Raw genomic sequence first — 14,988 nt, 5'->3', positions numbered from 1 at the left:
ATTCAGGCCATTTGAATGACTCAAATAGCTTTGGATTGAATTTAAACTATGTAACTAAATGAATTGGTTCAGGACTAAAACTGTTAGAGCAAATTCTACTAACAATACAGAAAAAAGAATTGCCATTATATTAATTGCAATTTTTCTTTTCCCCGCTTTAGCTTTTTCTGTTTTTGAACTTAGCCAACTGAATAAAAATGAAGAAATAATTCAGGAAATTTACAAAGACCAACTTGATGCTATCTTATTTTCCATCAATCAATATTCAAATGATATTCTCGATCAATGGACAAAAGTATTTAATGGATTCCCCGATTCAGACGCACCTGAAGATTTTCTTTTAAAATTTTTAGAGTTTAATCCGACAATTAGTCAAATCACTTTTTTTACTGTCGACACAAGTCTTACAACAACTAATACCCTCACCTATTCTGTAATTGAATCTGAACTGATTGTTCAAGAGAAACTCAAGAACGATTTTTTAAAACTAAATAATGAAAAAAAAGTAACACTACTCAAGCTAGCAGAATTTATAAAAAATGATTATCAAAAGATCGAAGCATTAGAGACAGTCTCCGATTCTCTACTACCAATGACCTTTGCTCTTAAAAACCCATTTAATGGCTATCAATTCTGTGCATTTATGGTAGACCCTCAATTATTTGTAGAAGAAGTACTTGCTCCTAAAATTCAAGAAGTTGCCAGAGACGAATTCATTATTACCAGCTACTGCGATAATCCAAGCCAACAACTATATGCTACTGATTCAATTAAAAGTGATGAAATAGTATCTAATCGAAAACTTTGGCTATTACCAAATCATTTCTTAGGTATTTCATTAAAAGGCAATAGCATAGATAAAATCGTAAAGGCTAGAACCCGGCAAAACATTCTTATATTATTAGTAATAGATGGAGTACTAATAGTTGGTCTTTGGTTGGTATTTAGAAACATGAAAAAAGAGCTTTTATTAGCCCAATTAAAATCAGAATTTGTGTCAAATGTCTCTCATGAAATACGAACTCCATTAGCCATGATTAGCATATTTGCTGAAACTCTTTTTGAAGGTCGTATTTCTGAAGAAAATAAAAAAAAATCATATTATAAAATGATTAATGATGAGGCAGACCGACTTAATCGAACAGTTAATAAGATCTTAAACTTCTCAAGAATAGAATCTGGTAAAAAGAGATTTCGTTTCGAAGCAATAGATCTCCAAAAAATAGCTGAGAGCAGCTTAAATGAATATAAGCCACAACTCCAACTAAACAATTTCAACTTTCAATTTAAAACACAAGATAGTTTCCCTTTGGTACTTGCAGATAAAGAAGCAATTGCAGAGGTATTCAATAATCTTATAGACAATGCCATTAAATACAGCCTCAATAAAAAAGAGATTATTTTAAAAAGTTATACAAAAAGCAATTATGCAATATTAAGCGTACAAGATTTCGGCATTGGCATTCCTGAAAAATTTCAAAAAGACATTTTTAATAAATTTTACCGTGTACCCAACAATGATATTCACGATACAAAAGGAACTGGTCTCGGTCTTACCTTAGTAAAACACATTGTAGATGCCCATAAAGGTAAAATTATTTTAAAAAGCACAGAAAATATGGGCAGTACATTTCTGCTTTATTTTCCAATAACTAACTAACTCCCTAGTACAAATTAAAATTATATTATCATGTTAAAAAAAATACTAATTGTTGAAGACGAGCCTGGAATGCAAATAGGTTTAAAAGATAACCTTGAGTTTGAAGGGTATAAAGTAGAAACGGCTAACGATGGTGAAGAAGGATTAAATATGCTTTCAGGCAAAAAGTATGATTTACTAATACTAGATGTGATGCTACCTAAAATGTCGGGCTTTGAAGTATGTAGAACCATCAGAAAAAAAGGCATAGACTTACCAGTTATCCTTTTAACTGCAAAAAGCGAAGAGATTGATAAAGTTATAGGCTTAGAACTCGGAGCAGATGATTATATTACCAAACCGTTTGGACTTAGAGAGTTTTTAGCGAGAATTAAAGCTGTTTTAAGAAGAGGTTCAAACAAACCAAACCCAGATGATAGTATAATTAAACTTGGAAGGCTTTCAGCAAACTTTCAGACTTATCAGGCTTTTTATAAAGGTATTCAAATAAAAATGTCACACAAAGAAATTAGTGTATTAGAATACCTGTGGACTCACAAAAACAAAATTGTAAGTAGAAACGATCTTCTCGAAAAGATTTGGGGGTATCATGAGTTCCCAACAACTAGAACAATTGATAATTTTATTCTAAAACTCAGACAAAAAATTGAAGAAGACCCCAATAATCCTGAGATTATTATCACAGTTCATGGCGCTGGTTACAAAATGATAGGTATTTAGAAAAGTTTTTTCTTTATCTCTAGTTCTTCGATAGCACTTATACAAGTACTTTTTACTTTTAAGAAAGTATCTGGTACTTCGTCTAGGTTGATGCCTTCTTTACAATTGTTTTCTATGCTTTTTAAGTCGTCTACAATTGTAAAAATACCCATAAACTTTACTGAAGTCACTAAAGTATGGGCTGATTTTGAAAGCTTTATCCAATCTTCGTTGTGTAAAGCTTCTTCCATATTATGAAGTTCATTGGGAGTTTGCTCTAAAAATACATCAATCATACTTAGAACAAAGTCTTTATTATTATCACTAAAAGTATTGATAAAGTCGAAACTAGTAAGCTCGTTTGTAGAATTCATTGTTGTTTAATTAGAGTAGTGTTTGTGTTATTTAAGTTAGTTTTATCTAAGTTGGAAATTCTCTTCTTCCATCTCTTTTAAATAACGATAAATAGTAGACTTACCAACATTTAACTTATCAGCTACTAGTAGAACATTATCGTCATATTTTTTCAAATAATTTCTAACTATCTTAAAAGTATATTCTTTAAGTGTCATTTCCTGACTCAACAGATCTACCTCTTTATTGAGATTGTTAAATTGAATATCTTCACTTGTTATCTTCTCTCCATCACACATTACACAAGAAAGTTCTGTTACCGCCTTTAGCTCTCTAATATTACCCGGCCATGAATATTGTAGTATCTTTTGTTGCGCATCTGGTGACAAAACTAATTTATCCAACTTATTGTCTTTACAAAACTGATCTATAAAGAACTTACAAATGATTAAAACATCATTTTGACGATCTCTTAATGGTGGAAGAGAAATTGGCAAACCCAATAATCTATAGTACAAATCTTCTCTAAAGTTGCCTTTTTTAACCTCTTCTGCCATATCTCTGTGTGTAGCAGTGATGATACGTACATCTAACTTTACAACTTCATTACCTCCAATTCTAACAAGTTCTCTTTCTTGAATTACACGAAGTAATTTTGCCTGGAGATTAATATCCATTTCACCGATTTCATCCAAGAATATAGTCCCTTTGTGAGCTTCTTCGAACTTTCCTATTCTTCTGCTATTAGCTCCTGTAAAAGATCCTTTCTCATAACCGAATAACTCACTTTCTAAAAGTGTACTAGGGATTGCCGCAATGTTTACAGGTATAAAAGGTTTATTTTTTCTTGAAGAATTAAAATGAACGGCCTTTGCCACCAACTCTTTTCCTGTTCCTGTTTCTCCATTAATTGAAACTGTAATATTCGTATTCACTGCCTTTTCAAGCATTCTGAAAACCTTTTTAATTACAGGACTATTTCCAATAATGGTTTTATCAAAATCAAACTTTACAGAAAGTTCTTCTCTCAGTATTTCTACTTCATTTGCCAGTTTAATATTCTTTTTGGCATTGTTTATACTGTTTAAGAGTCTTTCTCTAATATCTTCATCTTTAGTAATGTAATCATACGCCCCAGATTTAAGTAGTTTTACAGCTGTCTTAATTCTTTCTTGACCCGAAATTACAATTACTGGTACTTCTGCATATTGATACTTAATTCGCTTAAGCAGTTCTTCACCCTCCATATCTGGTAATGAATAATCAATAGTAACCAGAGATGGTTTATGATGTAAATTATCTAACAAGTCCATTGCCGTCCCAAAAATTTTCACCTCATGCTCAGGATCCAGTGTTAAAACATATTGGAGCATTTTGGCGAAAACAGGGTCGTCTTCTACTGCAAATATTTTGAAACTACTTTTAGTACCCATGTATTAAGATTGATTCTATAAAATTTAAACTATGCTTACCACGAAAAATTATTCAATTTGTTAAGAGTCGTAAGTTTTAAATCATATATCTAGATTAATATGTAATTGCTGTATCCTTATTCATCATATAAATAAGCTTATACCGTTATATCGCCAATAAAATTCTGCAATATGACTAATAAGGGAACAAATACCAATCTGAATGAGGAAGTATCTAACGACAATGATGCTGACTTTATACAAAGAGAAAAGGAAATACTTGCTTTAGAAAAAGAAGCTCTGGAAGAAGAAAGAAAAGTACTGGAATCAAATGGTAAATTCCAAAACTTCAAACCAATTACTAGAAAACTTCCTTTAATGCATGATGATGAATACATTAAAGAAAGGTTGGATAATCAAATTTCTTGGTACGACAGAAAAAGCAGTATCAATCAAAGAAAGTATAAAAAATATAAAAGATTAGAGTTCATTATTGCTGCCACTATACCAGTCATTACTACACTTACAGCCATTATACCTAACGATATTATGGAAAAGGTTTTACTCTTATCAGCTGCATTTGGAGGTATAATTCTGGTAGTTATAAACAAAACACTTGAGCTTGAAGACTACTTTAAATTCTGGAAAGAATACCGAACTACTTGTGAAGCCTTACAATACGAAAGAGCATTGTATTTAACCAGATCAGAACCATATGACGAGGAAGACGCATTTCCATTACTAGTATCAAAAGTTGAATCTATTTTAAGCAAGGAAACTCAAAGATGGCAACAAAGAATTAAACAAGTAGATTCTACTGTTAAAAAGAGTAACAACTCTAATGGAAATAAGGAAAAGAAGGCTAATTAGAAACTAAAAATCTATTTAAAAGTTACATATAAAGAAATTACTAAGGTTTCAGTCATTTTGCTGTAAATCACGTAAGTAAATTATAAATTTGGAAAATGAGGAATTATAAGCTATTTTAAGAGTGAAAATACCTCTAATTTACCCAAAATTGGACTCTCATACATACTAATTATGATTAAAGTATTTCTGGGCGGTACAGCAAATAAATCTCAATGGCGTGATTACATCATTCCTAAGTTAAAAGTGGATTTTTACAACCCTATTGTTGATGACTGGAATGAAGAAGCATACAAACAAGAGCTTTACGAAAGAGAACATTGTGACTTTTGCGTGTATGTTATCACTCCCAAAATGACAGGTGTTTATTCTATCGCAGAAGTGATCGATGATTCTAACAAAAGACCTGAAAAAACTATTTTTTGCGTACTCACCAAAGATTCAGATGACAGCTTTTCTTCAGCTCAAAAAAAATCACTAGAAGCTGTTGGGAAAATGGTTGAAACAAATGGTGGCCAATGGTTTCGCTCTTTACACAAAATGATTGAGTTTCTTAATCAATATGCTAAACCAATTCCAGCAAATGGAGTATTTCATCAAAACAGTTCTGAGAATAATTCTTCTTTTATGTAGGCAATTCTAAGAATAATAAACTTCTAGCGACTCACTGTCTAACTGCTCTACTCTAAAGTTTTGTAATGATTGCTCTGCAGGTCCTTGAGTTACTTCACCTTCATTATTATATGCTGAACCATGACACGGGCAACTAAATGAAGCATCATTTTGTACATCAATAATACAACCTTGATGTGTACAAACCCTAGACAATGCTAAATAACTTTCTGCTCCTGTTTTTCTAACGATAAAAGGATTATTTACACCCTCTTCTACATTTAACAATCCTCCTACATTCTCTAATTCTGGAGTTTCTGCTAAGTTTATCAAGTACTTAAATAATAAATCAATAGGTGTTCCTTCTGCTAATATATCACCAGATGTAGAATCTGAAATCCTGAATGTCATTGATGTTCCATTTATATTCTCAGGAACTGTAAAGTCATATTTACTGCTCGATGCTGGATAGTTTCTTTCGAATGTTAGGAAATTTACTGCCTGATCAATTTTATAGGCCAAATCAACTTCTTCAATTCCCTTACTGTTCCAATTAAGTTGGAAAACTTCGCCAGCAATTAATTCGACATATTCTGTAATATTTAAGCTGAGAGTTCCATCTGGAATAACATCATCATCAGAACAGCTACTTATTAGCTGATTGGAAGATAAGAGAATACCTGTAGATACAATTTTGGTAACTTCTTTAGTAAATTTTCTTCTATCCATAAGAGTATAATTTGTTTAGCAAAAGGCAACAATTATGCTTAAAAAAGCTAAAAAACGAGAAAAGCAGACTTAGAGCCTGCTTTTCTTATTATAATACAATACTAAATTTCTATTTAGTTTTCTTAAAAATCTGAACTGTTCTGTTGGTATTATAAATACTCAACATATCGCTCTCATTAGTTTGAAAAATAGTCGAATTATCGATACGATCATGCCCACCAAATTCTGGTGCATCTGAGTTTAATAATATTTTATATTTACCTTTTTCAGGTACCCAGAACTTGTAATCAAAAATTGCATTAGTCGGATGAAAGTTGAAAACAAAAATGAGTTTACCTTTCTTAAAAATAATGGTTTTATTCATCTCATCCATATTTAACTGTTGTACTTCATGCGTACCCAGAATATGATTTTTCTTGATGAGATTAATCATTTCACCATCGAAATTATTAAGGAATTTATATTTAAGTTTCTCATTATCTACTAACGACCATTGGCGTTTTGCATATTTATAACTCCATCCATTACCCTCTCTAGGAAAATCAACCCATTCTGGATGCCCAAACTCATTACCTATAAAGTTTAAGTAGCCTTCTCCACCAAGTGATAATGTGAACAGCCTAATCATTTTATGCAGAGCAATACCTCTATCGATGATCATATTATCATCAGAAACCTGCATGTGCCAGTACATTTCCTTATCCATCAACCAGAAAGCGATAGTCTTATCCCCTACTAATGCCTGATCGTGAGATTCGGCATAAGCAATTGCCTTTTCTTTATAGCGTCTGTTGGTCATAGTACCAAACATCTCATGGATATTCCAATTCTCGTCTTGCTCATGTTTTAAAAGCTTAATCCAATAATCAGGAATACCCATTGCTAATCTGTAAGTAAATCCGATACCTCCTTCTTGTACCTCTCTACACAAGCCTGGCATACCACTCACATCTTCAGCAATATTTATCACATCAGGCTTTATTTCTTTCGCAACTTCATTGGCCAATTGTAAGTAGGTTACAGCCTCTTTATCAACATCACCCTTAAAATACTTATCATAATGGTCGAATGCTGTATGTCCATGATGATCATACATCATAGAAGTTACTCCATCAAACCTGAAACCATCAAAGTGATATTCTTCTAACCAGAATTTCACATTAGATAATAAAAACTGTAAAACTTCCCATTTTCCGTAATTAAACAGTTTAGAATCCCAAGCTGAATGATGACCTTTACCACCTCCATGGAAGTATTGGTAATCTGTACCATCAAACTCATTTATACCCTCATTCAGGTTTTTAACTGAGTGTGAGTGAACAATATCCATAATTACAGCAAGCCCTGCTTTATGTGCTTTGTTAATAAGGTACTTTAAGTCTTCTGGTGTTCCAAACCTTGACGATGCTGCATAAAAGTTTGAAACATGATAACCAAAAGAACCATAATAAGGATGTTCTTGCACAGCCATTAGTTGGATGGCATTATATCCTAATTTTTTTATTCTAGGTAATACCTTATCTGCAAATTCTTTATAGGTTCCAACCCCTTCTTTTTCTTGTCCCATTCCAACATGAGACTCATAAATAATAGGTTCTGTAATAGAACTAGTATTAAATGACTGATCTGTCCATTTAAATGCTTTTGCCGGATTCCATATCTGGCCAGCAAAATCATGTGTTTGTTCATTTTGAACTACACGGGTCATATACGCAGGAATTTTATCAAAAGCACCCTTTTGTGTAGCCACTAAAACTTTAACTAAGCTTTCGTGAACAAGCAGATCTTTATATGTTTTATCATCGAAGAATATCTCCCAAACTCCATTATCAAGCTTAGATAATGGATGCGATGTCCTGTTCCAACCGTTAAAATCACCAATGAGGTATAAAGAATATGCCATTGGTGCCCACTCTCTGTAGTACCAACCTTTTTTCTTTTTATCGTAGTTAAATCCCAGATAATGATGAGCATCTGCAAATTTTAACAGGCTTCCATAATTCTTTTCGATATTGGCTTTAAGCTCATTAAAATTCTGGATTCGCTCATTGATATCATAAACATATGGTTCGAGCCAAGGATCATCTTTTACTAATTGAGGTAATATATCTTCTTTTTGCATACGTGTTGTAATATCATTAAAAAATTAGATGCATTTCAGTTTTTAGTCCCAAAATGAATAATAAAAAATACAATAGGGATTTACTTAAAAATATGAAAATTGAGATATAATCAGGAAAAATCAACTATATATTTCATTAAAAACATCAATTCAGAATTATTAAAAGCAGTCCTCATAAATCAATCCTGAATTGAATATTTCATATTATGTTATTTTTTCAAAAGCTCAATGGGTTGTTCAATCTGATTACCTATTTCTACAGAAGAATTTCCATAAATTTTAATTGTTGCTTTGATAAAGTCTGATTCATCAGCTTCGAATATATTATCAACATACTTTTGTGGGTTTCTATCGATCAAAGGGAATGATGTACTTTGAATTTGAATCATTATTTTGTGCCCTTTTTTAAAAGTATGGAATATATCCTGCAAAGCAATGTTTAAATCTGTAACCTCTCCTGATACAAAAGGTTCTGGATTTTCGAAACTATTTCTAAATCTGCCTCTAAACATTTCACTTCTTACCATCTGCTGATAACCACCCATTGTTACATTTGGTGGGTTATGTGGGTACTCTTTATGATCAGAAGGATAAACATCAATCAACTTAACAATCCAGTCGCCATCTGTACCTGAGGTAGATACTTTTAGCTTAGCCAATATCTCTCCTGCCAATATTTTATCTTCTTCTAAAACATCAGACACCAAAGTAACTACATCTGGTCTTCGTGAAGCAAATCTTTGATCGTCTGCCATATATTTACGCGGTGTAAATACTATCTTAATGTCTTCTGTATATGGTACTGGCTTGCTCGGGTCACTTACATATTCAAAAGCAAAATCCTTTGTTGATGTTGGCTCTTCAAAAACAATTTTACCTTCTTCTGTAAAATATAGATTAACCGGAGGAATATCTACAGGCGGCCATACATCAAATTTTTTCCACTCTTTAATTCCTGTATCAAACATATAAGCCTCTGGTAAACCTGATTTCCCATCACCACTTGCTTTTAAGAAATGATTGAAGAAATCAAACTCGATTTCTCTTTGGAAAAAAGTAGAAATACTATCACCAAAATAAACATTACTTACTGCCTGAAATCCCTTTTCCCTAGACCAGTCGCCATGGCTCCAAGGTCCCATTACTATTGTATTGTAAGCCTTAGGGCAGTTTTGTTCTACTGTTTTATAAATATTAAGCGGTCCATATAAATCTTCTGCATCAAACCAACCTCCCACTGTCATAAGTGCATGATCGATACCATTCAGATGTGGTAAAATACTTCTCTTTTGCCAGAATTCATCGTAATTTGGATGTTCCTTAAGCTGTTGCCAAAAGAAATTATCTTTGCCAAAATACTTATCAGCATTTTTGAGAGGTCCCATTTCCATATAAAATTCATAGCCATCGTTTGTCTCTGGGTATACCATTTTATACCAAGACTCGGTAGTTAATGAGTCTTTCTGATAACCAAATACAGAAGTAGCCAACCAGTAACTTTGCATATATGCTCCTTGGTGATGGAAATCATCAAAAAAGAAATCTGAAATTGGTGCTTGTGGTGAAGAAGCTTTTAATGCCGGATGTGCATCTACCGCACCTGCAATTGTGTAAAATCCAGGATAAGAAATCCCCCATTGACCAACCCTACCATTATCTTCGTCTAATTTCTTGAGCAACCAATCAATTGTATCGTAAGTATCAGAGCTTTCATCAATTTGCTTTTTGCCTTTTTTATTGTCTATATGTGGGCGCATATTATCATACAAACCTTCAGACATATACCTACCTCTTACATCTTGATAAACAAAAATATATTTATCTCTCATCAGATATCTAGAAGGCCCAAGTGACTTTGGCATCTTTCCCTCTCCATATGGTCTTATAGAATAAGGTGTACGTTTCATCAACATTGGATATTTCTGCGATTTATCTTTGGGGATGTATACAATTGTAAAAAGCTTTACCCCATCGCGCATTGGAATCTGATACTCATACTTATCGTAGTTTTCAATTACATAAGCTGAATCTGAGATTTCATTATTATCTAATAATACTTTTTTGCTGAGAGTTTTTGTAGTAGCACTTATTGTAAACAAACCTACAAACAATGCTGAAAGGATTAATAAAGGGAGTTTGATTTGTTTATTCATGTTCTTCTGTTTTCTTGTGAGTTGTAGCTTACTGTTCAGTTAAACCAAGCTCAGTAAAAGTAAGAAAACAATCAGAATAATAAAGTAAGAAGAGATAAATAGAGAGTAGCTATTTAGCCAAATAACTTAGTTTATGGCTTTTTTTTCAAGTTCATCGTAGAACTTGTCTGGATCAGAATTGATAATGGCAGCATCAAAAGCATTCACCAAATCATCAAACTTATTTTCTGTTGATGACTTCGCTGCTTTTGTTTTTGTAGCATCACTACTTAACTCAACTTTGTCTTCTTCTGACAAGTTACAAGTGTTTGTTATAAGTAATGCCCAGCTGATTATTATTACCCTTAAAAGTTTCATTCTTTGTTATAAGAAGTAAGAAATCACTTTAATAATTAAGGTAATAATACGCTTTAATAGTTAAATATTTAAGATTATTCCATCAAGCAGGAAGTAATATAGACAAAGGCTAAAAAAGATGCGACAAATAATTTTCGATAAATTCTCTTACACAACCTTCACCACCTTTTTTGGATAAAATCACCCTTGCAGTGCCCTTAATCTTACCTGTAGCATCTGCAGGACAGGCTGATAATCCGACTGTTTGCATTACTTCAAGATCGTTTAGATCATCACCTATATAAGCAATATTTTCGTAACTAATGTGTAAAGCATCACACCATTCTTTCAGAACTTCTATCTTTGGTTTGGTTCCAACCGATAACCATTTAATGCCTAATAAGTCAGCTCTTCTTTGTATCAGTTTTTTGTTAAAACCAGAACTAATAATACCTACTGGAAAATCTTCTTTTGTAATAGCACGAATTGCAAGACCGTCTTTAGTATTAAACTTTTTAAACTCGTCTCCTTGTTCTGAGTAATACATACCTCCGTCTGTCATTACTCCGTCAATATCTACTATAAATAGTTTGATCTCTTTAGTATTAAAAGCTTCGAGCAATTGGTAATCTTTACTAATTAGTTGATCGATGGGAACGTCTAAAAGATTAGCTAATTTAATTGCCTGATCAAGATAGAGATTTAGCTTTTTATAAGAAGACTCTGAAAATTTTTTATCAAGAATTTTCTCTGCTTCCGGAATTTTATCCTCTTCTTTTTTTAAAAAAAATATAAGATTATGTTTAAATAAAGAATCGTTTTGCATAAAGCACTTTTGTTAAAATCAGATTTAGTTTAAAAACAAAGGATAATGAATAAGCTAAAATTCAGGTTAGAATTTGACTAATCGTGTTGATCAGAATTACTTGCAAACTTAAAAGGCAATCACTTAAAAGCAGCACCTTTTTTTAAAATAGTTGAAAAAAAGAAATATCAGAAATTTAATTACCATAAAAGTGCAATTAACTCGCATTATTAACATATTGGCAACAAAAAAACGGCACCTGATACAGGTGCCGTTTTTAGCAGGAAGTATTCTGGGTTTTAACCAGAATAGGATTTATATGATTCTATTAAAGCTTAATCAACATTATCGTGTAGGAAACGGTTGTTTCCTAAAATCTCATTATTATCATTTAGACGGTAACGAGAAACATTGTCTTCTGATGAATGTGGATCTTTCTTCAACTCAACTCCTCTTCTCAAATAGGCAGGAGTTTCCTGCTTATCTTTCAATTCATCATTACTCATTTCGTTAACAGAACGAAGGGCGCCTAATTTCTCACTTCTTGCTCGATATTGGGCTTCCAACCTTTTTTTTTTCTGCTCTTCTGTCTCATCTTTTACGAGTTCGTAATCGCCATCAAGCTCAAAAACAATCTTTTCTTTTTCTTCTTTTTTTCTCAAAAACTCTTCGATATCGTCATCGTCTTCATCTCTACCTACTTTATCGAAAAAGTCTTCTGATGGAGAGTTTACACTCATTTTAACTTTATTGCTCTCAAGGTCTATTACTTTTCTAGTGCTTTTCTGATCAGTTTCGTCGAACCCCGTAGCAATTATAGTTACGTTAATTCCATCACCCAAAGAAGCATCAGTAGCCTGACCGAAAATAATTTCTGCATCTTCTCCAGCTTGCTCCTGAATGTATCCAGTAATTTCTTCTAACTCGTCCATTTGGAACTCGTCTTCATTACCAACCACAATGCTAAGTAAGATGTAGCTAGCACCGTAAATGTTAGTATTGTTAAGCAATGGAGAAGTAATAGCTCCTTCTGCTGCTCTTCTTGCTCTGTTTTCGCCTTCTGTAGTTGCAGAACCCATAACTGCTGCACCAGAGTCTTTCATTACTGTTTTAACATCTTCGAAATCGACGTTGATATTACCAGCAACAGTGATGATCTCAGCAATAGATTTTGCAGCTCTACTCAATACGTTATCTGCCTGACCGAAAGCTTCTTTCATGGTAGCTTTACCATATACTTCTCTCAGCTTATCATTCAAAATAACCAATACTGTATCGCAATGCTCTCTTAAAGTATCGACACCAGCATCTGCTCTTCTAGATTTTGGCTTACCTTCGAAACTGAATGGGCGTGTAACTATACCTACAGTAAGAATACCAAGATCTTTTGCTATTTCTGCAATTACAGGAGCAGCACCAGTTCCGGTTCCACCACCCATACCAGCAGTAATAAATACCATTTTGGTATTATCTTCTAAAATCTTTCTAATCTCTTCTTTAGATTCGATAGCTGCTTTTTCTCCAACTTCTGGATTAGCACCAGCACCCAAACCTTCTGTAAGGTCAGTTCCGATTTGAATTTTATTATTAACAGGGCTGGTTTCTAGCGCCTGCTTATCTGTATTACAAATATAGAATTCTACCCCTTGTATACCTTGGCGAAACATGTGATTAACCGCGTTTCCGCCGCCACCACCGACACCTATAACTTTAATAATTGATTTACCTGAAGAGGGATTTGCGAACTCGTATGTTGTTTCTCCCATTGTTCAATAATTTTATAATATTTTAAAAAATGATTTTAATAACTTTTAATCTTAAATGTGTATTAGGCACATAGCTGACTAGTACATAGATTTATCGTCGTAATCGTCGATTAGTAAATCTTTGGTCTTTTTAAGAAAAGATGAAAAAAGATCTCCACCTGAAAGTTTAGGTGCTTTTTGAGAACTGTTTACATATCCTCCTGCAAATACCTCTGCATCTCTATCGTCTATCGATTTAAACCCTGCTAGTACTAGACCAATAGCGGTAGCATACAAAGGGTTTTTAACTTCTTCAATTTTACATTTTCCAAGATGCTCGTTCGGGTAACCGATACGTGCGTCTAGCCCGGTTTTGTATTCAAAAAGTTGTTTCAGATTTTTAAGCTGAGAACCTCCACCAGTAATTACAATACCTCCAGCAAGTCTGTTTTGATAGCCAGAACGCTCAATTTCGAGCATTACCAAATCGATAATTTCTTCCATTCTTGCTTCTATAATGTAAGCAAGGTTTTTAATAGAAATCTCTTTTGGTGGTCTGTTTCTTAAGCCCGGAATTGAAACCACTTCGTTTTCAGAAGTTTCTGCAGCTAAAGCACTACCAAACTTTACTTTTAGTAATTCTGCCTGATTTTGCATTACAGCACAACCCTGCTTAATATCAGATGTGATGATATTGCCACCGAAAGGAATTACAGAAGTATGTCTGATTGTTCCATCATAGAAGATTGCAATATCTGTGGTTCCACCTCCAATATCAACCAATGCGATTCCAGCTTCTTTCTCCTCTTCACTTAAAACAGATAAGCTTGAAGCTAATGGCTCAAGTATCATGTTTTCTATATCCAGATCAGCTTTCTCAACACACTTTTTGATGTTTCTTATAGAGTTTGTATGCGCAGTAATTATATGGAAGTCTGCTTCCAGTTTTACTCCCGACATACCTACCGGATCTTTAATATTTTCTTCGTAATCCACTGTGTAATACTGAGGCATTACGTGGATTATCTCCGAACCAGGTTCGGTTACTATTCTGTACATGTCATTGGTTAATCTATGTACATCTTCAGCAGTTATTTCGTCGTCATTGCTTTTTCGGGTAATGCTACCGTGATGCACAGAGCTTTTGATATGCTTACCAGCAATACCCACATTTACCAGCTTGATATCAGTTTTACTTGTTTCTTCAGCCTCTTTAATAGATGCCAGAATACTCGCAACGGTTTTGCCGATGTTTCTAACAGTGCCTTCTTTTACACCGTCTGAAACAGCTTTACCCAATCCAAGTACTTCTAGCTTGCCGAATTCATTCATCCGGCCTACTATTGCACAAATTTTAGTGGTGCCAATGTCGAGACCTACAACTAATTTGTCTTCCTGCATAATATTGACATTAAATGATTAAAAGTATTTTGATAGTTATTTCTCTGAAATGATGTTGCTGATTTTAAGGCCAGTAGCACCATTCGTTTGTTA

General features: G+C 33.4%; 13 protein-coding genes. 4 read left to right on the top strand and 9 right to left on the bottom strand.

Features of this window, described 5'->3' with window-relative positions; translation table 11 throughout:
* Positions 1-58: 58 nt before the first annotated feature.
* On the top strand, positions 59-1,660 hold the full coding sequence (locus tag OQ292_RS15585) for a sensor histidine kinase (protein ID WP_284683066.1): 1,602 nt from the start codon (positions 59-61) through the stop codon (positions 1,658-1,660).
* A gap of 30 nt (positions 1,661-1,690) precedes the next feature.
* Entirely contained in the window at positions 1,691-2,380 is a 690-nt protein-coding gene (locus OQ292_RS15580) for a response regulator transcription factor (protein ID WP_284683065.1), read from the top strand.
* On the opposite strand, the gene OQ292_RS15575 is transcribed toward OQ292_RS15580, so the two are convergent.
* The gene (locus tag OQ292_RS15575; RefSeq protein WP_284683064.1) at positions 2,377-2,733 is read right to left on the bottom strand and encodes an Hpt domain-containing protein; all 357 of its coding nucleotides are present in this window, start codon (positions 2,731-2,733) and stop codon (positions 2,377-2,379) included. The two genes, OQ292_RS15580 and OQ292_RS15575, sit on opposite strands and share 4 nt — an antisense overlap.
* Before the next feature lie 42 nt (positions 2,734-2,775).
* Positions 2,776-4,146 (bottom strand): sigma-54-dependent transcriptional regulator, encoded by a 1,371-nt coding sequence (locus OQ292_RS15570; protein WP_284683063.1) that lies wholly within the window; start codon positions 4,144-4,146, stop codon positions 2,776-2,778.
* Positions 4,147-4,317: 171 nt separating this feature from the next.
* Here OQ292_RS15570 and OQ292_RS15565 point away from each other — a divergent pair, with 171 nt between their 5' ends.
* Together OQ292_RS15565 and OQ292_RS15560 are read left to right on the top strand one after the other, a co-directional pair.
* Positions 4,318-4,995, top strand: a complete 678-nt coding sequence (locus OQ292_RS15565; protein ID WP_284683062.1) for a DUF4231 domain-containing protein — start codon at positions 4,318-4,320, stop codon at positions 4,993-4,995.
* A 171-nt stretch (positions 4,996-5,166) separates the two neighbouring features.
* Complete coding sequence (locus OQ292_RS15560; RefSeq protein ID WP_284683061.1) at positions 5,167-5,625, top strand: nucleoside 2-deoxyribosyltransferase domain-containing protein; 459 nt, start codon at positions 5,167-5,169, stop codon at positions 5,623-5,625.
* Positions 5,626-5,631: 6 nt separating this feature from the next.
* Here OQ292_RS15560 and OQ292_RS15555 read toward each other — a convergent pair whose 3' ends face one another.
* The 7 genes from OQ292_RS15555 to ftsA all read right to left on the bottom strand — a co-directional run bounded on the left by OQ292_RS15555 (position 5,632) and on the right by ftsA (position 14,895).
* Complete coding sequence (locus tag OQ292_RS15555) at positions 5,632-6,333, bottom strand: QcrA and Rieske domain-containing protein (protein WP_284683060.1); 702 nt, start codon at positions 6,331-6,333, stop codon at positions 5,632-5,634.
* A 109-nt stretch (positions 6,334-6,442) separates the two neighbouring features.
* On the bottom strand, positions 6,443-8,455 hold the full coding sequence (locus OQ292_RS15550; protein WP_284683059.1) for an alpha-amylase family glycosyl hydrolase: 2,013 nt from the start codon (positions 8,453-8,455) through the stop codon (positions 6,443-6,445).
* Between the two features lie 209 nt (positions 8,456-8,664).
* Positions 8,665-10,608, bottom strand: coding sequence for a CocE/NonD family hydrolase (locus OQ292_RS15545; RefSeq protein ID WP_284683058.1), 1,944 nt, complete (start codon positions 10,606-10,608; stop codon positions 8,665-8,667).
* 126 nt (positions 10,609-10,734) lie between these two features.
* On the bottom strand, positions 10,735-10,905 hold the full coding sequence (locus OQ292_RS15540) for a hypothetical protein (protein WP_284683057.1): 171 nt from the start codon (positions 10,903-10,905) through the stop codon (positions 10,735-10,737).
* A gap of 169 nt (positions 10,906-11,074) precedes the next feature.
* Complete coding sequence (locus OQ292_RS15535) at positions 11,075-11,770, bottom strand: KdsC family phosphatase (protein WP_284683056.1); 696 nt, start codon at positions 11,768-11,770, stop codon at positions 11,075-11,077.
* Between the two features lie 314 nt (positions 11,771-12,084).
* Entirely contained in the window at positions 12,085-13,515 is a 1,431-nt protein-coding gene (gene ftsZ, locus OQ292_RS15530; protein ID WP_284683055.1) for a cell division protein FtsZ, read from the bottom strand.
* Between the two features lie 78 nt (positions 13,516-13,593).
* The gene (gene ftsA, locus OQ292_RS15525; RefSeq protein ID WP_284683054.1) at positions 13,594-14,895 is read right to left on the bottom strand and encodes a cell division protein FtsA; all 1,302 of its coding nucleotides are present in this window, start codon (positions 14,893-14,895) and stop codon (positions 13,594-13,596) included.
* Between the last annotated feature and the right edge of the window lie 93 nt (positions 14,896-14,988).

Origin of the sequence: Chondrinema litorale, assembly GCF_026250525.1 — a bacterium.
Taxonomy (GTDB): Bacteria; Bacteroidota; Bacteroidia; order Cytophagales; family Flammeovirgaceae; genus Chondrinema; species Chondrinema litorale.
This window is presented reverse-complemented; position numbering and strand designations above follow the sequence as displayed.